The organism is Burkholderia lata, assembly GCF_902499025.1.
GTDB lineage: Bacteria > Pseudomonadota > Gammaproteobacteria > Burkholderiales > Burkholderiaceae > Burkholderia > Burkholderia lata_C.
In genome coordinates, this window is sequence record NZ_CABVPW010000019.1 from 1 (window position 1) to 21,442 (window position 21,442).

19 protein-coding genes are annotated in these 21,442 nt (G+C 68.1%); 13 read left to right on the forward strand and 6 right to left on the reverse strand.

What is annotated here, in order from left to right:
* Nucleotides 1–190 precede the first annotated feature (190 nt).
* The 13 genes from BDI24065_RS19890 (at nt 191) to BDI24065_RS19950 (ending at nt 14,539) form a co-directional block, all read left to right on the forward strand.
* The gene (locus tag BDI24065_RS19890) at nt 191–487 is read left to right on the forward strand and encodes a hypothetical protein (protein WP_175032703.1); all 297 of its coding nucleotides are present in this window, start codon (nt 191–193) and stop codon (nt 485–487) included.
* A 25-nt stretch (nt 488–512) separates the two neighbouring features.
* Entirely contained in the window at nt 513–1,784 is a 1,272-nt protein-coding gene (locus BDI24065_RS19895; protein ID WP_175032704.1) for a TadE/TadG family type IV pilus assembly protein, read from the forward strand.
* Nucleotides 1,785–1,797: 13 nt separating this feature from the next.
* Entirely contained in the window at nt 1,798–2,331 is a 534-nt protein-coding gene (locus tag BDI24065_RS19900) for a TadE/TadG family type IV pilus assembly protein (RefSeq protein ID WP_175032705.1), read from the forward strand.
* Entirely contained in the window at nt 2,328–2,771 is a 444-nt protein-coding gene (locus tag BDI24065_RS19905; RefSeq protein WP_175032706.1) for a TadE/TadG family type IV pilus assembly protein, read from the forward strand. Before BDI24065_RS19900 ends, BDI24065_RS19905 begins: the two co-directional genes overlap by 4 nt.
* Nucleotides 2,772–2,793: 22 nt before the next feature.
* Nucleotides 2,794–4,002 (forward strand): AAA family ATPase, encoded by a 1,209-nt coding sequence (locus tag BDI24065_RS19910; RefSeq protein WP_175032707.1) that lies wholly within the window; start codon nt 2,794–2,796, stop codon nt 4,000–4,002.
* An 18-nt stretch (nt 4,003–4,020) separates the two neighbouring features.
* Nucleotides 4,021–5,388 carry a CpaF family protein gene (locus BDI24065_RS19915; protein ID WP_175032708.1) on the forward strand — a complete coding sequence of 456 codons (1,368 nt, stop codon included), beginning with the start codon at nt 4,021–4,023 and terminating at the stop codon, nt 5,386–5,388.
* Nucleotides 5,389–5,421: 33 nt separating this feature from the next.
* Nucleotides 5,422–6,399 (forward strand): type II secretion system F family protein, encoded by a 978-nt coding sequence (locus BDI24065_RS19920; RefSeq protein WP_175032709.1) that lies wholly within the window; start codon nt 5,422–5,424, stop codon nt 6,397–6,399.
* Nucleotides 6,400–6,435: 36 nt separating this feature from the next.
* Nucleotides 6,436–7,404, forward strand: coding sequence for a type II secretion system F family protein (locus tag BDI24065_RS19925; protein ID WP_175032710.1), 969 nt, complete (start codon nt 6,436–6,438; stop codon nt 7,402–7,404).
* Nucleotides 7,405–7,817: 413 nt separating this feature from the next.
* Complete coding sequence (locus tag BDI24065_RS19930; RefSeq protein ID WP_175032711.1) at nt 7,818–8,315, forward strand: hypothetical protein; 498 nt, start codon at nt 7,818–7,820, stop codon at nt 8,313–8,315.
* A 202-nt stretch (nt 8,316–8,517) separates the two neighbouring features.
* Nucleotides 8,518–10,413 carry a protease modulator HflK gene (gene hflK, locus BDI24065_RS19935; RefSeq protein ID WP_175032712.1) on the forward strand — a complete coding sequence of 632 codons (1,896 nt, stop codon included), beginning with the start codon at nt 8,518–8,520 and terminating at the stop codon, nt 10,411–10,413.
* A gap of 93 nt (nt 10,414–10,506) precedes the next feature.
* Nucleotides 10,507–11,559 (forward strand): protease modulator HflC, encoded by a 1,053-nt coding sequence (gene hflC, locus BDI24065_RS19940; RefSeq protein WP_175032713.1) that lies wholly within the window; start codon nt 10,507–10,509, stop codon nt 11,557–11,559.
* Nucleotides 11,556–12,599, forward strand: a complete 1,044-nt coding sequence (gene hflK, locus BDI24065_RS19945) for a protease modulator HflK (RefSeq protein WP_175032714.1) — start codon at nt 11,556–11,558, stop codon at nt 12,597–12,599. The genes hflC and hflK (BDI24065_RS19945) overlap by 4 nt, the downstream gene beginning before the upstream one ends.
* A complete protein-coding gene (locus BDI24065_RS19950; protein WP_175032715.1) occupies nt 12,596–14,539 on the forward strand; it encodes a heavy metal translocating P-type ATPase in 1,944 nt (647 codons plus the stop codon). The genes hflK (BDI24065_RS19945) and BDI24065_RS19950 overlap by 4 nt, the downstream gene beginning before the upstream one ends.
* A gap of 269 nt (nt 14,540–14,808) precedes the next feature.
* Here BDI24065_RS19950 and BDI24065_RS19955 read toward each other — a convergent pair whose 3' ends face one another.
* From BDI24065_RS19955 to BDI24065_RS19980, 6 genes are all read right to left on the reverse strand, one after another.
* Nucleotides 14,809–16,071 (reverse strand): serine hydrolase domain-containing protein, encoded by a 1,263-nt coding sequence (locus tag BDI24065_RS19955; protein WP_175032716.1) that lies wholly within the window; start codon nt 16,069–16,071, stop codon nt 14,809–14,811.
* Nucleotides 16,072–16,205: 134 nt separating this feature from the next.
* The gene (locus BDI24065_RS19960; RefSeq protein WP_175032717.1) at nt 16,206–17,162 is read right to left on the reverse strand and encodes a SphA family protein; all 957 of its coding nucleotides are present in this window, start codon (nt 17,160–17,162) and stop codon (nt 16,206–16,208) included.
* 35 nt (nt 17,163–17,197) lie between these two features.
* Nucleotides 17,198–17,725, reverse strand: coding sequence for a flavin reductase family protein (locus BDI24065_RS19965; protein WP_175032718.1), 528 nt, complete (start codon nt 17,723–17,725; stop codon nt 17,198–17,200).
* A gap of 5 nt (nt 17,726–17,730) precedes the next feature.
* Nucleotides 17,731–18,969: a styrene monooxygenase/indole monooxygenase family protein gene (locus BDI24065_RS19970; RefSeq protein WP_175032719.1), complete on the reverse strand. Its 1,239-nt coding sequence runs from the start codon at nt 18,967–18,969 to the stop codon at nt 17,731–17,733.
* Between the two features lie 70 nt (nt 18,970–19,039).
* Nucleotides 19,040–19,828 carry an SDR family oxidoreductase gene (locus BDI24065_RS19975; RefSeq protein ID WP_175032720.1) on the reverse strand — a complete coding sequence of 263 codons (789 nt, stop codon included), beginning with the start codon at nt 19,826–19,828 and terminating at the stop codon, nt 19,040–19,042.
* 41 nt (nt 19,829–19,869) lie between these two features.
* Nucleotides 19,870–21,117: a dienelactone hydrolase family protein gene (locus tag BDI24065_RS19980; RefSeq protein WP_175032721.1), complete on the reverse strand. Its 1,248-nt coding sequence runs from the start codon at nt 21,115–21,117 to the stop codon at nt 19,870–19,872.
* Between the last annotated feature and the right edge of the window lie 325 nt (nt 21,118–21,442).

Below are 21,442 nucleotides of genomic sequence, written 5' to 3' on the forward strand. Positions count from 1 at the left end.
GGCCAACGCGGCCCGCATCGCGCACATCGAAGCCGCTGCCGCGCGCCTGGCCGCGACCGGCCCCGGCGGGTCGACCCAGCCGGCCGCGCCGGCGGGACCGAAGCACCGGATCCCGGCGGCTGCCCACGCGCAGATCGCCCGCTCGGAACCCGAGTCCACCGATCGTTGATGCCATCCCAAGGGGACACTCATGAAATCCGCCTACCTCGTATTCGTGCGCCGCGCGGCGCTCGCCGCACCGCTTGCCTTCGCGCTCGCCGGCTGCATGTCGTCGACGCCGGTGTGGGACACCCGCTTCGGCCAATCGGTCCGCGCGGTGACGCAGGCCCAGATCATCGATCCGCATGCCGCCGAACACGCGGCCGCGACGACGATGGTCGACGGCAACGCGGCGACTTCCGCGCTCGACAACTACGACAAGTCGTTCAAGCAGATCGATCCGCCTACCAACGCGTTCGTGATCGGGATCGGCAAGGCCACCCAGTAACGACGGCACGCTCAGGGAGAACGCCATGAACAGCGCAGCTCGCTATCCGAAAGTCATGCGTCGCAGCCTGCATCGCCAGCGCGGTGCCGTCGCGATCATCGTCGGTCTCGCACTGGCGGTGATGATCGGGTTCGTCGGTCTCGCGCTGGATCTCGGCAAGCTGTACGTCACGCGCAGCGAATTGCAAAACAGCGCCGATGCGTGCGCGCTGTCCGCCGCGCGTGACCTGACCGGGGCCATCAGCCTGTCCGTGGCCGAGGCCGACGGCATTGCCGCCGGCCACCTGAACTTCGTGTTCTTCCAGAACAAGTCGGTGCAGTTGTCGACGAATGCGAACGTCACGTTCAGCGATTCGCTCACCGATCCGTTCCTGACGAAGAACTCGGTCACGACGCCCGCGAATATCAAGTACGTGCAGTGCACCGCGTCGCTGAGCAACATCGCGAACTGGTTCATCGAGGTGCTGAACGTGCTGCCGGGCACGAAGCTCGCGAACGCGGCGACCGTGTCGGCCAGCGCGATCGCGACGGTGGGCGGCGGGCAGACGACCTGCGCGATTCCCGTGTTCGTGTGCCGCGCGACGGGTGCGCCGGCGTACAGCGTCGGCGCCTGGCTCTCGTCGCCTTCCGGGTCGTCGTCGACCTACGGGCCGGGCAACTTCGGCTGGGCAGCGCTCGACGGTTCGACCAACGAAACGACCATTTCCACCGAGCTGTCGGGCAACACCTGCAACATCACGAGCCCGCCGGATCTCAGCAGCACGGGTCTCAAGTCGGCGTCGCTGCGTGCCTGGAATACGCGCTTCGGCATCTACACGAACGGTGCCAACGGGTCGAGCGGCCAGCCCGACTTCACCGGCTACGCCTATGTCGGCCCGAACTACGGCCCGCCCGGAACGGCCGGCATCAAGGGCGACGCATACACGCAGTTCGTGACCGACCGCACAGCGTTCAAGTCCTACCAGGGCGACGGCGCGCCGCCGTCGGGCAGCGGGGTCGCGACCAACGGCACGTGGTCGGCGAGCAATTACCAGACCTACGGTGGCGACCGCCGTGTCGCGCTTGCCCCGGAAGGCGACTGCTCGACGCTGAACGGCAACAGCGGCAAGGTGCACGTCACGCAATGGGATTGCGTGCTGATGCTCGACCCGCTGCCGTTCAGCCCCGGCAGCGGCGGTGTCGTCGCGCACCTCGAATATCTCGGCTCGTCGGTGTCGGGCAACAACCCGTGCGCGACGCACGGGATGCCGGGCAGCGGCAGCGCGTCCGGGACCCAGGTTCCGATGCTCGTTCAATAGCGGAGAGACGATCATGAAGAAGCTTCCGTTCCGCCGTTCGCGCACCCGTGGCGTCGTCGCCGTGGAGTTCGCGGTCGTGCTGATGCCGATGATCCTGCTCGCGACCGGCGTGGCCGAGTTCGGCCGCGCGATCTACCAGTACGAGACGCTGACCAAGGCGACGCGGGATGCGGCGCGCTACCTGTCGGTCTGGTTGCCGACCGACAGCGCGTATCCGGTGTCGGCGGCGCAGTGCCTCGTCGTCTACGGCAGCACGACCTGCGGTGCGTCCGGCACCGAGCTGGTGCCGGGGCTCACGACCTCGATGGTGACGATCTGCGATGCGCAGCACACGACCGGCTGCAGCGACACGTCCGACCCGTCGCAGTTCGCGAGCCTGCCGACCTACGACGCGAGCAACAACGCGGCGAGCGGTACGGCGTCGGGCGCCATCAACGTCGTCGAAGTGAAGATCAAGGGCTACAAGTACCAGCCGATCCCCGTGTACCCGGGGCTCACGTCGATCACGTTCGGCAACATCGTCACCGTGATGAGGCAAGTGTCATGAGCGCGCGTCCTATCCCGCTGTCACGTCGGCGCGCCCAGCGCGGCGCGGCACTCGTCGAGTTCGGGCTGATCGCATCGGTCCTGATCATGCTGCTGATCGGCATCTTCGAATTCGGCCGCGTGCTGTTTTACTGGAACACCGCGAGCGAAGCCGTGCGCCTGGGCGCACGCACGGCGGTGGTATGCGACGTCAATGCCGCCGGGGTTGCGAAGCGCGTGACGGCGATGCTGCCGCTGCTGTCGAACGCGAACGTGTCGGTGAACTACTCGCCGGCCAACTGCACGGTGAGCACGTGTTCGTTCGTGACCGTGAGTGTCACGAACGTCACGGTCAAGACGATGATCCCGTTCATGAACGTCACGGTGACGATGCCGCCGTTCACGACGACACTGCCGCGGGAAAGCCTGACTTCCTCGACCGGCGGCGCCAACTGCAATTGATCGAACAAGCGAGGCACACGTCATGATCAACATCCTCGTAGCTTCCGACGACACCGCGCGACTCACGCAGATCGCGCGCCTCGTGGCCGACTGCGGACGCTATCGCGCAACGCGCGCGACCGGCCACCCGTCGCAGATCGAACATCGCACCGACGGGCTCGACGCGTTCGACATCCTGCTGGTGGACGGCACGTCGCTCGACGCGTCCGAGCTGTCGGCGATCGAGCGGATCTGCCGTGCGCACGCCGGGCTGACCTGCATCCTCGTGACGGCGGACACGTCGCCGCACGTGCTGCTCGACGCGATGCGCGCAGGCGCACGCGACGTGCTGCAGTGGCCGCTCGACACGCAGGCGCTCGGCAATGCGCTCGAACGCGCGGCCGCGCAAAGCACGCGGCGCGACACCGACGATACGCGGATCGTGTCGTTCATGTCGTGCAAGGGCGGGGTCGGCACGAGCTTCGTGGCCAGCAATGTCGCCTTCGAGATCGCGGAAGGCTTCAAGCGCCGCGTGCTGCTGATCGACCTGAACCAGCAGTTCGCCGACGCGGCGTTTCTCGTCAGCGACGAAACCCCGCCGTCGACGCTGCCGCAGCTGTGCGCGCAGATCGAGCGGCTCGACAGCGCGTTCCTCGACGCGAGCGTCGCGCACGTGACGGAAAACTTCCACGTGCTCGCGGGCGCCGGCGACCCGGTCAAGGCCGCCGAGATGCGCGAGGACGCGGTCGAATGGATCCTCGGCGTGGCCGCGCCGCGCTACGACTTCGTGATCTTCGACGTCGGCGTCTGCATCAATCCGCTGTCGATGGTCGCGCTGGATCGCAGCGACCAGATCCAGCTCGTGCTGCAGCCCGCGATGCCGCACGTGCGCGCCGGCCGCCGGCTGCTGGAGATCCTCGTGTCGCTCGGCTACTCGACCGACCAGATGCGGCTCATCCTGAACCGCGCGACGCGCACGAGCGACCGGACCCGCACCGCGCTCGAGGAAGTGCTCGGCCTGAAGGCCGTCTGCACGATTCCCGACGACGTCGAGACGGTGCTCGAAGCCATCAACCAGGGCCATCCGGTGTCGCGGCTCGCACGCGGCACGGCGGTCACGCGTGCGCTGCAGGGTTATGCGAAACAACTGGTCGAAGGGGAGGTGCGCGCGGGACACGGCGTCACGCGCAGCGAACCGCTGATGTCCCGGCTCTTCGGCCGCAAGGCCACGCCGAAACTCAAGTCCATGTAATTCTTTCGGGGAACCATCATGTCATTGCGCGAACAGATGTCGTTGCACCGGGCCCAGCCGCTGGCGGCGGGCAGCGAACCGGCCGGCCCGGCCCATTCGTCGGTACGCGATGCGTACCAGAAGCTGCGCCGCGAGATTCACCTGGCCGTGCTCGAGCGCGTCGAGCTCGAGCGCCTGTCGCGGCTGCAGCAGGATCAGGTCCGGCAGGAAATCGCCGCGCTGATCTCGCGCATCCTCGACGACGAACGGATGCCGGCGAACGACATCGAGCGGCGGCAGCTCGCGATCGACGTGTATGACGAGATGTTCGGCTTCGGCCCGCTCGAAGTGCTGTTGCGCGACCCCGGCATTTCCGACATCCTCGTCAACACGTACCGGCAGGTCTATGTCGAGCGCAGCGGCCAGCTCGAACTGACCGACGTGACGTTCTACGACGACGCGCACCTGATGAAGGTGATCGAGAAGATCGTGTCGCGCGTCGGGCGCCGCATCGACGAATCGAGCCCGATGGTCGATGCACGGCTGCCGGACGGCTCGCGCGTGAACGCGATCATCCCGCCGTCCGCGATCGACGGGCCGCTGATGTCGATTCGCCGCTTCGCGGTCAACCCGCTGAAGATGGACGACCTCGTGCGCTACCACAGCCTGACGCCGCCGATGGCCGAACTGCTCGACGCGCTGTCGCGCGCGAAGGTGAACGTGCTGGTGTCGGGCGGCACCGGCAGCGGCAAGACGACGCTGCTCAACATCCTGTCCGGCTTCATTCCGCGCAACGAGCGGATCGTGACGATCGAGGATGCCGCCGAGCTGCAGCTGCAGCAGCCGCACGTGCTGCGCCTCGAAACGCGCCCGCCGAACATCGAGGGCAAGGGCGAGATCACGCAGCGCACGCTGGTGCGCAACGCGCTGCGGATGCGCCCGGACCGGATCATCCTCGGCGAAGTGCGCGGCGCCGAAGCGCTCGACATGCTCAACGCGATGAACACCGGCCACGAAGGCTCGCTCGCGACGATCCACGCGAACACGCCGCGCGACGCGCTGACGCGGCTCGAGAACATGATCAGCGTCTCCGGCCTGACGCTGCCGCCGAAGACGATGCGCCAGCAGATCGCGTCGGCGATCTCGGTGGTCGTGCAGGCGGCACGACTGACGGACGGCAAGCGCAAGATCGTCAGCATCCAGGAACTGACCGGGATGGAGGGCGACATCATCAACATGCAGGAGATCTTCACGTTCAAGCGCACGGGCGTGGACCGCGACGGTACGGTACGCGGCCACTTCTGCGCGACGGGGGTGCGGCCGAAGTTCGTCGAACGGCTGCAGGCATTCGGCATCAACCTGCCGGATTCGCTCTACGACCCGTCGCAGCGTTACGAGACGAACTGACGACAGGGCGCCGCTGGCTGCCGGGGAGGCCTCATGAACACGATCTTTTACGCCTTTGTGATTCTCACGTTCGTCGCGGTCGTGCTGACGATCGAAGGCGCCTATCAATGGTGGAACGCGCGGCACGGCACCGCCGCGCGCCGGATCGAGTCGCGCATTCGCGCGATGTCGGCCGGCGGCAACGTGCAGCAGGAGCGGCTGTCGATCCTGAAGAAACGGATGCTCGACGAGTCGAAGACGTTCGATCAGCTGCTGCTGCGCGTGCCGCGCGTGCACGCGCTCGATCTCATGATCCAGCAGTCGGGCCTCGACTGGACGCTGCCGAAGCTGATCGTGCTCAGCGTGGTGTTCCCGGCGCTCGCGTGGCTCGCGCTGAGCTTCGCCACGTTGCCGCAACTGGCCGTGTTGCCGATCGCGCTGTTTGCCGGCTGCTGGCCGGTGATGTACGTGATGCGCTGCCGCCGGCGGCGTATGCGCAAGCTCGAACGGCAGTTGCCGGACATCTGCGACATGATCTCGCGCGCGCTGCGCTCCGGTCATTCGTTCACGAGCACGATCGGGATGGTGAGCGAGGAGTTTCCCGATCCGATGGGCGGCGAGTTCCGGATCACGTTCGACGAGGTCAACTACGGCGTGTCGCTGCACGACGCACTGATGAACCTCGCGACACGCGTGCCGGTGCAGGACCTGCGCTATTTCGTGATCGCGGTGCTGATCCAGCGCGAGACCGGCGGCAACCTGGCCGAGCTGCTCGACAGCATCTCCGCGCTGATCCGCGAGCGCTTCAAGCTGTTCGACAAGGTGCGCGTGCTGTCGGCGGAAGGGCGGCTGTCGGCGTGGATTCTCGGGCTGCTGCCGTTCGGGACCGCGGGGGCGATCGCACTGCTGAACCGCGAGTTCCTGTCGGTGCTCTGGGAAGATCCGGCGGGGATCAGGATGGTCGGCGTGATGCTGGTGTCGATGCTCTTCGGTCTGCTCTGGATCCGCCGCATTGTCCGGATTCGCGTCTGACGCGCGAATCGAATAACGAACCGTTGCGAGGCTGTCATGCAAAACCTGAGCGTAGCCCACGCCGTGATGCTGGGTGGCTTGTTCCTCTTAGTGGCCGGCGGCGCGCTTGTCGCGATGCTGCTGTTCGCGCCGCGTAATATCCAGCGCCGCATCCAGCAAGCCGGCGGCGCCGGCGCCGGTGTGGCGTCCGGCGACGGCGACGACATGACGTCGCGCTGGGTCGCGAAGCTGGTGGAGCTGTCTACCCCGATCTCGAAGCTGTCGGTGCCGAAGGAGGGCTGGGAGAGTTCGCCGCTGCGCATCCGGCTCATGAATGCCGGCTGGCGCAACCAGAGCGCGGCCGCGCTGTATTTCACCGCGAAGACGGTGCTCGCGCTCGCGCTGCCGTGCGCGGCGCTGCTGGTGCTGATCACGACCCGGCTCGGCGACGAGCGCGCCATCCTGTCGGTCATCCTCGTCGTGCTGGCCGGGATCGGCTATTACATCCCGAACATCGTGCTGTCGCAGCGGATCAAGGTGCGCCAGCAGAAGATCTTCGAGGATTTCCCGGACGCGCTCGATCTGCTGACGGTGTGCGTCGAAGCGGGGCTGGGGCTCGACGCGGCACTGATGAAGGTGAGCGAGGAGCTGCGCTTCAGCAGCGAAGTGGTATCGAGCGAACTCGACCTGCTGCTGCTCGAGATGCGCTCCGGCTTCACGAAGGAGACGGCGCTGCGCAATTTCGCGCTGCGTACCGGCACGGAAGACATCGAGTCGTTCTGCGCGATGCTGATCCAGGCCGACCGGTTCGGCACGAGCATCAGCGAATCGCTGCGCGTGCTGTCGGACATGCTGCGCACGCGGCGCCGGATGCGCGCGGAGGAGCGGGCCGCGAAGATCGCGCTGAAACTGCTGTTCCCGCTGATCTTCTGCATCTTTCCTTCGCTGATGCTGGTGCTGCTCGGGCCGGCGATGATTCACGTCTATCGCGTGCTGCTGCCGACGTTCGTCGGGATGTCGCAGTGAGCGGCGAGCCGGCGTCTTGCCGGGATCGACGTGATCGTTTGAATCGTCCGAATCGTCGATAAAGGTTTTGCGTGCCGGGCGGCCACCCCCGCCGGCCGGCGCGGCAACAGGCTTCATGGAGGCTCCCTCCCCAGGCGGCGCCGCGAGACAGGTTGACCATAGCGGCGTCAACGCATCCTGGACCCATGGTCGGCCATGGAACAAGCCGTAGTCCACCGCCTTAGCGGCTGCCCCCTACTGCTAACCTGAATGCCGGCGAAGTTTGCCGGCATCGCGTTGTGCGCGACAGCGCGGCGTTGCCGCGCCATCCCTGACGCAATCGCGGCGATGACACGAGCGGCGCCGCGCTATAGCATGGTCGGCATTCGCGGCGCGGTAAGCGCCATTTCCGGTCGAGACGCGACAGGAGAACCATGCCGATTTTGACAACCGCTCCGCTGGAGCCCGACGAGCGCGCCCGCTTGCGCGGCATGAAAGGCGGCGGCCGCTTGGTCGTCGTGGTGGCGCTCGTGTTTGCCGCGGTGGTCGTGGGCCCCGTCTTCCTCACCGAGCGGAGGGTATTTTCGCTGCTGGCGTTCCAGTGGGTGGCGGGGACGATCGTGACGACCAGCCTGGGCGTGTATCTGATCGGCAAGTGGTACGCACACAAGGTTTCGCTCGACCTGAAAGCCAACCGGAAGTTCGTGCTCGACACCACGATTGCCAGGCTCGACGTGCAGACGGTTGGCGGCGTGCCGAGCTACTACCTGCTCATTGCCGACCACGATCGCGACATACCGCGCCGACGCTTTGACATAAACAAGGACGCCTTTGACAACTTGCGCGACGGCGAGCGTGTCCGTATCGCGTTCGTGCCGAATTCCGGCCGCGTGCTGGAGATCGCGTCGGCGACGTACCGGCATCTGATGTGAATCGGGGATGATTCGCGGCCCGCGAGGTCGACGGCGCGCATGGCCCGCAAGGCAGCGGAAAGGTCCGATCCGCACGACTGTTTCGCCGGTCGCGTCAATCGCATCGATACCTTGAGTTTCATCATCCGCCGCGCTACATTGCCGCTCGCAGAATTCCGCACGGACGCCTGCGCACCCTGTAATTCGCACGTAAGGAACCCCGATGGGGCAACAGGCGGAACGCAACGACGACATTCCCGGCAGCCCGGCCGGCCGCGACGCACTCGCGCCGGTCGCAGGGGCCGCCGCGTTGCTGGTCGCCGCGCTCGGCACGCTCGGCGCCGTCGACATCCTGCCTGCCGACCTGCGCTGGTGCGCACCGCTTGCCAGCGCGTGGTGCAACGTACTCGTCGTCGCGATCGGCGTGCTGCTCGCCGGCCGCGCACGCCGCCATCCTCCGGAAATATCGGCCGCCACGCTGATCGGCGACTGGTTGCGCGATGCGTTCAGCCGCAAGCACGAACCGGCGCACGACGACAACCCGTGGCCGGCGATCGCCGCCGCGATCGACTGGCGGCCGTGGGCCGTTGCCGGCGGCGGCATGCTCTCCGTCGCGCTTGCTGCGCTCGCGTGGCAGCCGCCGTCGCCCGCGATGCTGGTGCGCGCGATGGCGGCGCCCGAGCCCACGCTCGCGGCCGGCGCGGCCTGCATCGTCCTCGCATTTCTGACACTCGTCGCCGAACGCCATCATGCGGCGGCCGCCAGCGGTTCGGCGGTGTCCGCGTCGCTCACGCGGGTGCTGCGGGTCGCGCTCGTCACCGCGCTCGCGGGTGTGCTGGCCGCCGCCTGGTTCGCGTTCCGGCACCGTCCGGCCGACTGGCTCGTGCAGGCGGTCGCGCTGCTCAATGCCGCCGTCGCCGCCGAACTGGCCCTGCGCGGCGTGCTGTCGTGGTTTGCGGTGCCGCGCGGCGCCGTCGTGCCGACCAGCGCGATCGCCGGGCTGTTGAGCCGGCGCCCGTCGCCGTTCGCGTCGCTCGGCGCCGAGCTGCGCCAACGTTACGGCATCGACCTGCGGCAGAGCTGGGGCTGGCGCAGCTTCGTGCGGCTGCTGCCCGGCGCGCTCGCCGCCACCGTCGCGTGTGCGTGGCTGCTCACCGCCGTCGTCGTGCTGAACCCGGAGCAGCGCGCGGTCTATGAACGGTTCGGTGCGCCGGTCGCGGTCTGGCAGCCGGGCCTGCACGTCGGCTTGCCCTGGCCGTTCGGGCGCGCACGCATCGTCGACAACGGCGCGGTGCACCAGGTCGCGATCGCGGGCAGTGCAAATGACGGCAACGCCGATATGACACCCGTGCCAGCCGATGGCCCGACGCCCGAACGCCTCGACCGTCTGTGGGATGTGCCGCATCCGTGGGAAACCACCCAGGTGATCGCCGGCGCGAACGGGGACCGCCAGAACTTCCAGATCGTCAACGCGGACGTGCGGGTCGACTACCGGCTCGGCCTGACCGATGCCGCCGCGCGTGCGGCGCTCTATCGCACGATCGACCCGGAAAGCACGGTGCGCACGAGCGCCAATCGCGAACTCGTGCACTACCTCGCGTCGCATACGCTCGAATCGTTGCTGGAAACCAATCAGGCCGCGATGGCCGATCAGTTGAAGCGCGCGATCCAGCAGCAGCTCGACCGGCTGCAAAGCGGTGTCGACGTGGTCGCGGTCGTGATCGAGAGCGTGCATCCGCCGACCGGTGCGGCCGCCGCGTTCCACGACGTGCAGGCCGCGCAGATCCGCGCGCAGGGCAGCGTCGCGCAGGCGCGCGGCTTCGCGGCCGGCCTGCTCGGCAACGCACAGCAGCAGGCGCTCGAACGGATCGCGCATGCGGAAGCGCAGGCCGGCGATACGGTGTCGTCGGCGCGCGTGCAGCAGATCGATTTCGACGCCGACCTGGTTGCGTACCGGCTCGGCGGCCCGGCGTTTTCGTTCGAGTATTACCTCGACCGGCTGCAACGCGGCCTGCGTAACGCGCGCATGACGATCATCGACGACCGGCTTGCCGACGGCACGCGGGCGACCGTCGATCTTCGCAATACTCCTGCCGGCGATCTGGCCGGCATCCATTGACATGTCGCGGCGATTTCCGCACGGGTGGCGCAACACGGCGGCAAGCCGTGCCGCCGCACCGCACGCGGGCGACGCCGCACCCGGGGCGACATCGTGAGTCTGTTTCATTCGCACGCGCATGACCATGCGCACCACGGCCATGGCCACGACCACCCGCATCACGCGCATCACGCGCATCACGGTGCGCCTCAGCCGCCCGGCACGTTCCGCCTGCGTGTCGCCGTGGCAGGGCTGTGCGTGCTCGTTGCGCTCGGGGTGGCGAGCTTCGTGCAGGTGCATGCCGGCGAGGCGTCGGTGATCACGCGCTTCGGGCGGCCCGTGCGCGTGCTGCTCGAACCCGGGCTCGCGTGGCGCCTGCCTGCGCCGATCGATGCGGTGACGCCCGTCGACCTGCGCCTGCACACCACGTCGAGCGGTCTGCAGGATGTCGGTACCCGCGACGGGCTGCGCATCATCGTCGAGGCGTACGTCGCGTGGCGCGTGCCGGCCGATGCGCGCGACATCGGGCGCTTCATGCGGGCGGTCGGCAACGAGCCGGACGAAGCGGCGCGGCAGATCCGCTCGCTCGTCGGCTCCGCGCTGCAGACGACGTCCGCCGGGTACGATCTCGCGTCGCTCGTGAACACCGATCCGGCGCAGGTGAAGATCGGTGAATTCGAGGACACGCTGCGCCGGCAGATCGACGCGCAGCTCTATGCGGCTTACGGCGTGCGCGTTGCCCAGGTCGGGCTCGAACGGCTCACGCTGCCGGCCGTCACGCTCGCGGCGACGGTCGACCGGATGAGCGCCGAGCGCGAGACCGTGGCCGCGCAGCGCACCGCGGACGGCAATCGCGAGGCCGCGCAGATCCGCTCGGACGCCGAGCGCGACGCGCGCATCGCGCTGGCCGATGCGAACGTGAAAGCGGCCGGCATCGAAGCGCAATCGCGCAAGGACGCGGCCGACATCTACGGCAAGAGCTATGCGGGCAACCCGCACCTGTACACGATGCTGCGTTCGCTCGACACGCTGAACGCGGTGGTCGGCACCAATACGAACCTGATCCTGCGCACCGACGCCGCGCCGTTCCGCGTGCTCGTGCAGGGGCCGGGCGACTCGCCGGCGCAGGCCGCGCCGGTGCCCAAAGCGCACAAGGCCGCGCGATGAGCGAGCCGTCCGCACCGCCGCTCGGGCCGGGCGCGCAGGCCGTGCGCCTGTCGTTCTGGTTCGTCGCCGCGCTCGCGGTGCTCGCTGCATGCGCGTGGGCCGGCTCGAACATCCGGCGGATTCCGGCGGACAGCCGCGCGGTCGTGATGCGGTTCGGCGCGCTCGTGCGCACCCAGGACGCCGGGCTCGTGATCGCATGGCCGCAGCCGTTCGAATCGGTCGTGCTCGTGCCGGGCGCCGCACGTGTGCTCGAGCAGCGGATCCGCTCGCTCGACCGCGATCCACGGGCGCTCGCGCCGTCCGCGCAGGGCGTCGCGCGCCTGCCCGATGCGCTTGCCGGTTCCGGCTACGTGCTGACGGGCGACGGCGGCGCGGTCGCGTTGAGCGCGGTGCTCTATTACCGGGTCGGCGATCCGTACGCGTATGTGCTGCAGCGGGACCGTCTCGACGCGGCGCTCGAGCGGATCGTGTCCGCGTCGGCCGTCGAGGTCGCGGCGACCCGCGATCTCGACGCGATCCTGGTCGCGCGGCCCGAGCAACTGGCCGCCGACCGGCAGATGGCCGCACGCCGCGAACGGTTGCGCGGCGATCTCGCCGATGCGATCGCGCGGCACCTGCGCGCACTCGACGCGGCGCACGCGGGGCTCGGCGTCGAAGTCGCGCGCGTCGACGTGCAGCCCGCGTTTCCCGGCGCGGCCGCCGACGCGTTCAACGCGGTGCTGACGTCGCTGCAGGTCGCCGAGCGGACCATCGCCGAAGCCCGAACCGCCGCCGAACAGCGGCGCCAGGATGCGCAGCAGGATGCCGACCGGATCGTCCAGGACGCGCAGGCCCACGCGGCCGAGCGCGTCGCGACCGCGCAGACCGACACGCTCGAAATCCGGCAGCTCGACGCGACGCTCCGCGAGAATGGCGATCCGGGGCTGCTGGCGCGGCTGTATCGCGATCGTGTGCAGCGCGTGCTGTCGAAAGCCGGGCGCGTGACGACGATCGATCCGCACGACACCTCCAACCTGATCCTGCCCGGAAACGCCCGATGAATTCGCTCGCCGAACCGGCCACGCAGCCGGACGCCGCGCCCGCCGGTACGACGGCCTACGCGCTGTCCACCGACGAACGCCGCACGATCACGCGGCAGATCGCGCTGGCGCTGCTCGCGGGCGGCCTGCTCGTGCTGTCGTTTGCATGGCGCATGCTGTCGGGCGGCGGCGACACGCTCGCGCAACTGCTTGCCGCGCTCGCGTCGCTGATCGTCGCGGGGCCGGTGTTTGCGAGTGCGTGGCACAGCCTGCGCGCGCCGAGCCTGCACGGCGTGACCGATCGCCTGATCGCGCTCGCGATGCTGGCCGCGTGGGCGATCGGCGACATGACGACGGCCGCGCTGCTGCCGATCGTGATGACCTTCGGCCATGCGCTCGAGGAGCGCAGCGTGCTCGGCTCGCAGGAGGCGATCCGCGCGCTGGGCCGGCTGACGGCCGGCCGCGTGCGTCGCATCGGTGCCGACGGCAGTGTGGTCGAAGTCGCGTATGACGCACTGCGTGCGGGCGACCGCATCGAAGTGGTGGCCGGCGCGCGCATTCCGGTCGACGGTATCGTGGTGGCGGGCACGTCGAGCGTCGACAACGGGCCGATCACCGGCGAATCCGTACCGCACGACGTCGATACCGGCAGCACCGTGTATGGCGGCGCATTGAATCTCGATGGCGTGCTGCGCATCGACGTCACCCACACCGGCAAGGATTCGACGCTCGGCAAGATCATCGCGCTGATGCAGCACGCGGAACAGGCGAAACCGCCCGTCACGCAGGTGCTCGAGCGGCACATGGGCGCGTATCTCGCGCTCGTCCTGTTGATCGCGGCGATCGTCTGGATCACGTCCACGAATGCATCGGCGATGCTCGCGGTCATCGTGGCCGCGTGCCCGTGCGCGCTGGTGCTCGCCGCGCCGTCCACGGCCATCGCCGGGATCGCGGTCGGCGCGCGGCACGGCATCCTGTTTCGCAATGCCGCGTTCCTCGACAAGATCGCCGAGGTCGATTCGCTCGTGATCGACAAGACGGGCACGCTCACCCGCGGGGAATTGCAGGTCCGGCAGGTGTGGTTGCAGCCGGGCGTCGACGGCGCCCAGGCACGTGCGCTGGCCGCACGGCTCGGCGAAAGCAGCGCGCACCCGGCGAGCCGCGCGCTCGTTCGCGATGCCGCCGCGTCAGGTCTCACCGGCTCCGTCGTGGCGCCGTTCGACCGCACGCGGGAATTGCGCGGGCTCGGCGTCGTTGCCGACACGCCGGACGGTACGGCGGTACTCGGCCGGCTCGGTCTGCTCGCCGACCACGTCGATGCGTTGCCGCCGGCCCCGGACGGTTTCGACGGGCCGCTCGTCGGCCTCGCGCTAGGCGGGCGGCTGCTCGCGTGGTTCGGTTTCGCGGATACGCTGCGGCCCGACGCGCGCGACGCGCTCGCCGAGTTGCGGACGCTGGGCCTTGCACGGCAGACGCTGCTGACGGGCGACCTCGAGCGCGTGGCCGGCAAGGTCGCGGCCGAGACCGGCATCGAGACGGTGGTCGCGCAGGCGCTGCCGCACGACAAGCTCGATTACGTGATGCGGGAGATCGGCGCGGGCCTGCATCCGCTGGTCGTTGGCGACGGGCTGAACGACGTGCTGGCGATCAAGGCCGGCTCGACGAGCATCGCGATGGGCGAGCGTGGTGTCGACATCGCGATCGCGTCGGCCGACGTCGTGCTGCTGGGTGACGACCTGAAGCGGATTCCGACCTGCATCCGCCTTGGCCGCCAATGCCGGCGCACGGCGACGACCAATGCGGCGATCGGCCTAGCGTGGACGCTCGCGGTGATCGCGCTCGCCGCGACCGGCATGCTCGGCGCAGTGTGGGCGGCGATCCTGCACAACGTCGGCACGTTCATCGTGATCGCGAACGCCGGGCGGCTGCTGCGGATCGACGAGGACGTTCGCGGCGTGTGAGCGGAAGCCGGGGGTAGGGCAGCCATTACGGGAATGGCTGCACGTGGCACGGTATTAGCCGCATCCTTGCGGTCCATTACACAAATGGGTCTCGAAGCACGCCTTGAACAGCAGGTGATCCTGCCGCGAGAAAACAGCGATCGCACGCTGGCCGATCGCGAACCCTGTCTTCTTTCATGTCGATGGTCCGGCGCAGCTCGTAGCCGTCGAATCCCGACCGTGAACCGGCGCGCACTTCATTCCCGGTCGCAACGTTCGCCTTCACCGCATCACGGCCGACCTTCGCTCGGCACCTCGGCCGCGTTGCTGAGCTCGCCCATGATGATCCGCGCGATTTCGTTGGCCGGTGCGCGTCCATCGGGCGCGGCAGCCGTGTTCGCCCACGTGACGATCGTCGTCTTCGTGACCGGGTCGTAGCCCATGAAGGTATTGAAGCCCGGTATCTCGCCGGTATGTCCGTAGAACGTGCCGAACTTGGCCAGACCCATGCAGTAGCTCGCCGACATCGGGTCGGTCGGATCGATCGGCGTGCAACTGGCGAGCCGTTGCGCCTGCAGGTCGGCGTTCAGGTAGCCGCCGCCGACCATCCGCTGCACGTAGGCGGCCAGTTCCGTCACGGTCGAAATGCCGGAGCCGGCCGTCCATGCCCACGACGTATTGACGCCGGTCACGTTCGTCGGCTGCAGCGTGCCGTTTTTCGCGTCGGCCTGGCGCTGGGGCGACAGCGCGTCGCTGTCGGTCGTCTCGGCATTGGTGCCCCATTGATAGCCCTGCGGTGCGGGTGCCGGCAGCGACGTATCCTGCTGCTGCGGGAGCAAGGTGTTGGCCAGGCCGAGCGGCGCAAACAGGCGCGCGTTCATCGCATCGGCCGCGCTCATGCCGGTCAGCTGCTCGATGATGAGCCCGAGCAGCACCGTGTTCGTATTCGAGTAGCGAAAATCCGTGCCGGGCGGGAAATAGACGGGCTGGCCTTCCGCGATCCCCAGCAACTCGGACGTGGTCCACACCATGTCCGGCTGCGCATCGAGCGTCTGGTTGAACGCCAGATTCGTCGAATAGTTGTAGAGGCCGCTGCGCATGGTCAGCAGCTGTTCGATCGTGATCGTATTGCCGTTGGGGACGTTCGCGACGAACTGGCTGACGGTGTCGCCGAGGCTCAGCCGGCCTTCCTGCACGAGTTGCAGGATCACCGTGCCGGTCCAGGTCTTCGTCACGCTGCCGACGCGAAAATGCGCGTTCGTCGGTATCGGCGTGTTCGTGCCTCGCACGGCCGTGCCGAACGATTCGAGCCAGTTGCCTTGCGGCGATTGCACATAGACGACCGCGCCGGGGGTGAGCGTATCCGCGAGCAGCGCGTTGATCTGCGGGCGCGCCGCGTTCGCGAACGCGGGCGTGCTCGAGCTCGACGAGCTGTCGCCGCCGCACGCGGACACGGCGAGGCCGATGACCACGGCCGGTGCGACGGCAACCATGCCGTGCACCAGCCGTCGCGATACGTTCGACAAGATCCGGGAGGTTGCTGAAGTCGCCATGGTGCGGACCCTCCGTGGTCGTGACGTATTGCCTGCGTGGTCTTCTCCAGAACTATAGGACAGGCGCGATGGTGCCGGCAGCCTGTGTTTTCGTCTGACGATCGAGATCAGGCCCGTTTGACCGGTGGCGGCCGTCACTGAAAGTGATGCACGTACCGCAGCACCAACCGCGTGCCCTGCGGCCGGTTCCGCGCATAGGTCTCGAAGTACGCGTTGAACATCAGATGATCCTGCGGCGAGAAGCTGACCATCGCCCCCGGGCCGATCGCGAACACGGCCTCCCGCGTGCCGGGCACGTCCTGCCCGTTTTCCTTCATGTCGGTGGTCTGGCGCAGCCAGTAGCCGTTGAGCCCCAGCCGCAGGCCGGGGCGCACTTCGTACTCGGTCGCGAAGTTCGCGTGGATCGCCTGGCCGGCCTGCGTCGACGTCACGTCCGGGCCGAGCGACGTGGCCGGCTGGTGGTTGGTCGCGTTCCACAAGTAATGCAACCGCCACGACACGGTCCATTTGGGCGTGAGCCAGAGCGTCGCCGCCCAGTACGGATCGAACGACCAGAAATGGCTGCCGGGGTTGATCGCGCGCGACGGATCGTACGCGCCGGTCGGCGCGATGAACTGGAATTCCACGCGCTGCGCGAAGCGCGGGCCTTGCGCGCCCATCACCGGGTCGAACTGGATGAACGGGCCGATCAGCAGGTCGCCGAAACCGGCACGTGCATTCAGCGCGACGTTGCCGATGCCGTCGTCGGTCCGCGCGGACGCGATCCACGGCAGGATCACGTCGAGGCCCGGATGCATGCCCGCGGACGTCAGCGGCGACTGATAGACGAGCTGGCTCAGCCCCGCGAACAGGTCGATGTCCTGCTTCGGCAGTCCGACCTTGTTGCCCGCATTGTCGTTGACGCGGCCGGCCGTGTAGTACTGCAGGTACTGCGTGCCGTACCAGCCGGAGCCGGCCGGCGGCATCCCGTCGAGGAAGCTGGTCATGCCGAGGTTGACCGCCGGCAGGTCGGCCGCGCCGGCCGGTGCGCTTGCGGCCATGCCGGCGATCGTGAGGCCTGCGACGACGAGCACGCGAGAGCCGAGTTTCATGTTCACACCTCCTGGTTATTTATTGGTATAACTAATCAAATGGTGCGAAAAAGATCGGGATGATCGGCGATCGCGCGATACTGGCCGGCGTGGAACACGAGCGGCGCATGGCCGTTCGCGTCGAACTGTTCGATCTGGCCGATGAAGAGCAGGTGATCGCCTCCTTCGTAATGGCCGATGTTGCGGCACACGAAGCACGCACTCGCGCCGTCGAGGCAGGGCACGCCGCCGGTCTCCGAATCGACGTGAAGCACGCCGTCGAACTTGTCGGCGCTGGGCGTCGCGAAGCGGCGCGACAGCGCGATCTGGTCGTGCGCGAGGATGTTGATCGCGAAATGGGTGGCCGCGACGAAATCCGGGCGGCTCGGCGCGACCTTGCGCAGGCTCCACAGCACGAGCGGCGGATCGAGCGACAGCGACGAGAACGAATTGGCGGTGAGGCCCACCTTGCGTCCGTCGGCCGCGCACGTGGTGATCACGGTCACGCCGGTCGGGAATTGCCCGAACGCGGCGCGCAACTGCAGCGGGTCGAGGGCCGGGCGATCGGTAGCGGTCGTGTCCATGCCGGTTACTCCGCACGCACGCTGTGTTCGCGGATCATCGCCGCGCAGGCCGACGGCTCGAACCACCACGGCGAGAAGCGGCGCGGATCGTCGAAGCCGTCGACGATCGCCGCGGCGAGCGAAGGCAACTGACCGGCCGCGCCGAGCAGTTCGAGGATGTGCGGCGGCGGCGGCGTGAGCAGCGAGTTGGTCCAGCGCACGACATGCTGCGCATAGGCCCAGTAGCCTTCGAACGTCTGCTGCATCCAGTCTTCGCCGAACGGCGCGGCATCGCGTGCGACGATCGCATCGAAATACGCTTTCGCGCATTTCGCGGCGTTGTTCGATCCCTGGCCGGTGATCGGATCGTTGACGACCACCGCATCGGCCATCCCGAACACCGTGCGGCCCGACGGCAGCCGGAAGAACGGCTTGCGCACCGTCGGCGCGAAGCGCCCGGCCAGCGTACCGTTCGGATCGGTGAGCTCGACGTCGCGGCAGCGCTCGAATTCCCACGGTACGTACTGCTGCAGGAACGACAGGCTGCGATCCAGATGCTGCTCGGGCGTCTTCACGTCGGCCCAGCAGTCGAGCGGGCCGCCCGGAATGCCTTCGAACACCATGATTTCGCACGGGCCCGTCGTGGTCAGCGCGGGGAACACGAAATACTCGCCGATACCCGGCAGCAGGTTGAAGCGCACGCGCGAATACGGCTGGCTCGGCGTCATCCCTTTCACATAGGTGAGGGCCAGCGCGCGTTGCGGGCGGTCGAACGCGCTGCGCGCGTCGTCGCGGCCGAGCAGATTGACGATCTCGCCCTTGCCGGCCGCGAGCAGCACGAGGTCGTGGCTGCGCGCCAGCTCCTCGAGTTCGGGCACGCCGATGTCGCCAATTCGCACGTCCGCGCCGCGGCGCCGCACGCCGTCGAGCCAGTCGGCCATTTTCACGCGCTGGTCGACCGACTGTGCATAGCGGGTGAGCCGCGACGACCAGTCGATCGCCTTGCGGCCGTTGCCGTCCGGATGCGGCACCGCGATGCCGATTCCTTCGACGGACGGGCACGCTTCCTCCCACGTGTTCAGGCCGAGATCGCGCTCGATCTGCAATGCCGTGTGAAACATGCACTGGCTCGACATGACCTTGCCGGTGCGGATCTGTTCGGCGTCGCGGTTGGTCGCGAGCGTGACGTGGTAGCCCTGGTCGAGCAGGGCGAAGGCGAGTTGCAGGCCGGACTGGCCGGCGCCGACGATGGCGATGCGTCTCATGGGAATGTCCTTGGTTGGCCGGATGCCGGCCGGAATCGGAATGATTGCGGGAAGCGGCGGTGAAGAACGGTCACTCCGCCAGACGCGGAATGGCCGGCACCGCCTGTTCGGGGCCCATCGCGGAGTAGCCGCCATCCACCGCGTAGTCGGCGCCGGTCACGAAGCTCGCCGCGTCGCTGCACAGGAACGTCACGACCTGTGCGACCTCGGACGGATCGCCGACGCGGCCGAGCAGGTGGAACGGCGCGGCCACCCGATCGGTCTTTGCGCGATCGCCGTGCGTCATCTCGTCCATCACGCGCGACCACGTCCATCCCGGCGACACCGAGTTGACGCGAATGCGGTCGGGCGCGAGATCCATCGCCATGCTGCGCGTGAGCTGGCGGATCGCCGCCTTGGACGTCGGGTACAGCCAGCGGCCGGTTTGCGCGCACTGGGCCGAGATCGAGCTGAAATTCACGATCGCGCCGCCGCCGCGCCGGACCAGGTGCGGATGCACGGCCTTGGCGAGCATCGCGGCCGACACGACGTTGACGTCCATCGCGGCGAGCCAGTCGTTGCGGGTCGCCTGGATGCCGTTGTCAACGTAGCTGCACGCGAGGTTGACGAGCACGTCGATCGCGCCGAACCGCTCGACGATGGCCGCGACCGCATGCTCGATCGCACGATCGTCGGTGATGTCGAGCGCGACGAACATCGCCCGTTCGCCGAGCGAATCGGCCACGCGCGCGCCGTTCCCGGCATCGAGATCGAGGATCGCGACGCACGCACCGGCGCGGCTCAGGTCCTGCGCGACCGCGGCGCCGATCAGCGTGGCGCCGCCGGTGACGATCGCGACTTTGCCAGCAAGGGCAGTCATGGGGTGTCTCCGGAAATCGTTGTGTGAGGGAAGGGGCTGCGTCAATGCGTACCCGACGACGGCTCGCTGTCCTGCCAGCGGCGCATCAGGCCGTTCGACGGCACGGCTTCGTCGAGCAGCTTGCGGGCCGTTTCGACGCCCGCGACCGGCAGGCCGGCCGGATCGAGCAGGCCGATCTGCACGAGCACGCTCGCCTGGTCCCAGTAGATGTGCTCGTGATAGAGCTTGTCGCCGCGAAACTTGACGATCGCGACGAGCGGAATCTCGACGCGCTTGCCGGTCGGCGCGACGCCCGGCAGCATCCAGTCGATCTCGGTGGTGTGCGTGAAGCAGAACAGCAGCTCGTCGACGATCTGGCTCGCGCCGATCGTGCGCGAGATCGGCGTGATCGTCGTGTCGGGCGGATTCGCATGCACGAAGTGATGCGTGTAGAAGCGCTTGAGCTCGTCGTAGCCGACGCCGCCCGTCAGCGTCGGAATATGGTTGACGTACGGTTCGGCAACCATCGTGGCCATCGTTGCATCGACGTTGCGCGTGTCGAATTCGTGTTTGAGATGCGCCTCCCACAGTGTGGACAGGTCGTAGTGCGGGCCGAGCGCGGCACGGAAAGCGGCGATCGCGCGCTGGTGGGCCATCACCGCGGCGGCCTTGTCGAAATGATCGCCACCCGCACGGGCGAACGCGTGATCGACGCCCGGATACACATACACTTCGACGCCGTCGCGCCCGGCCAGCGCGTCGGCCATGCGCTGCTGCGCGTCGGGCGGGCAGAAGCGGTCCTGCCCCGCGATCTGCAGCACGAGCCGGCCGTGCAGGTGCGACGCCTCGTCGAGCGCCTGCTCGATGCCCACGCCGTAGTAGCTGACCGCTGCGGCCACGCCCGGCAGCCGGCACGCAGCGAGATACGCGAGCTTGCCGCCGAGGCAGTAGCCGAGCACGCCGGTTTCGCCCGTGCATTCCGGCCGCTGCTTGAGCACGGCCAGCGCCGCGCCGACGTCCTCGACGCCCTTGTTCTCGTCGTATTCGCGGTAAAGGGCCATCGCGCGCTCGACGTCGGCTTCCGAGTAACCGAGTTCGATCCCCGGCGCCTGGCGCCAGAACAGGTCGGGCACCAGCACCGTATAGCCTTCCGCCGCGTAGTAGTCGGCGGCTTCCCGCATCGTCGCGTTCGCGCCGAAGATCTCGTGGCACAGCACGATGCCCGGCCCCTTGCCGGCGGCCGGCGTGCTCAGGTACGCGCGAAACGTGCCGCCGTCCGGCGACGGAATCTCGATGTGACGTCCTTGCATGTGTCCCTCCATTCGTTTCATTGCTGCGACGAGCCCAGTATTGGCGGACGAAATGGGCGTTTCTATCCGCTTTCTTCGGCCGGTATCCGCGAATTCCGGAAACCTGTTGCACCGGCCGCCGCGCGTGGGCGGGCGCGCGGCTGACTGCGGGTATGTGCGGATGCGGAAGACCCGCACAGTTTTCTACGATGCGCGAACGGTCCGCTTCTTGCGTCGTTTGCGCGGGACTTGCGTGCTTTGGCGGCCGGACTGTCCGGATACTCCGGGCACTATCCGGATCGTGCGGCGGATGCCCCCATACCGGGAACGCATGCACGGCGCGAGT

Coding starts and splice junctions, on each gene's coding strand:
- hflK (WP_175032712.1), top strand. CDS start 8,518: ATGGGGCAACAGGCGGAACGCAACGACGACATTCCCGGCAGCCCGGCC.
- BDI24065_RS19930 (WP_175032711.1), top strand. CDS start 7,818: ATGCCGATTTTGACAACCGCTCCGCTGGAGCCCGACGAGCGCGCCCGC.
- BDI24065_RS19910 (WP_175032707.1), top strand. CDS start 2,794: ATGATCAACATCCTCGTAGCTTCCGACGACACCGCGCGACTCACGCAG.
- BDI24065_RS19920 (WP_175032709.1), top strand. CDS start 5,422: ATGAACACGATCTTTTACGCCTTTGTGATTCTCACGTTCGTCGCGGTC.
- BDI24065_RS19890 (WP_175032703.1), top strand. CDS start 191: ATGAAATCCGCCTACCTCGTATTCGTGCGCCGCGCGGCGCTCGCCGCA.
- BDI24065_RS19965 (WP_175032718.1), bottom strand. CDS start 17,725: ATGGACACGACCGCTACCGATCGCCCGGCCCTCGACCCGCTGCAGTTG.
- BDI24065_RS19915 (WP_175032708.1), top strand. CDS start 4,021: ATGTCATTGCGCGAACAGATGTCGTTGCACCGGGCCCAGCCGCTGGCG.
- BDI24065_RS19980 (WP_175032721.1), bottom strand. CDS start 21,117: ATGCAAGGACGTCACATCGAGATTCCGTCGCCGGACGGCGGCACGTTT.
- BDI24065_RS19960 (WP_175032717.1), bottom strand. CDS start 17,162: ATGAAACTCGGCTCTCGCGTGCTCGTCGTCGCAGGCCTCACGATCGCC.
- BDI24065_RS19925 (WP_175032710.1), top strand. CDS start 6,436: ATGCAAAACCTGAGCGTAGCCCACGCCGTGATGCTGGGTGGCTTGTTC.
- BDI24065_RS19975 (WP_175032720.1), bottom strand. CDS start 19,828: ATGACTGCCCTTGCTGGCAAAGTCGCGATCGTCACCGGCGGCGCCACG.
- BDI24065_RS19895 (WP_175032704.1), top strand. CDS start 513: ATGAACAGCGCAGCTCGCTATCCGAAAGTCATGCGTCGCAGCCTGCAT.
- BDI24065_RS19900 (WP_175032705.1), top strand. CDS start 1,798: ATGAAGAAGCTTCCGTTCCGCCGTTCGCGCACCCGTGGCGTCGTCGCC.
- BDI24065_RS19955 (WP_175032716.1), bottom strand. CDS start 16,071: ATGGCGACTTCAGCAACCTCCCGGATCTTGTCGAACGTATCGCGACGG.
- BDI24065_RS19905 (WP_175032706.1), top strand. CDS start 2,328: ATGAGCGCGCGTCCTATCCCGCTGTCACGTCGGCGCGCCCAGCGCGGC.
- hflK (WP_175032714.1), top strand. CDS start 11,556: ATGAGCGAGCCGTCCGCACCGCCGCTCGGGCCGGGCGCGCAGGCCGTG.
- BDI24065_RS19950 (WP_175032715.1), top strand. CDS start 12,596: ATGAATTCGCTCGCCGAACCGGCCACGCAGCCGGACGCCGCGCCCGCC.
- BDI24065_RS19970 (WP_175032719.1), bottom strand. CDS start 18,969: ATGAGACGCATCGCCATCGTCGGCGCCGGCCAGTCCGGCCTGCAACTC.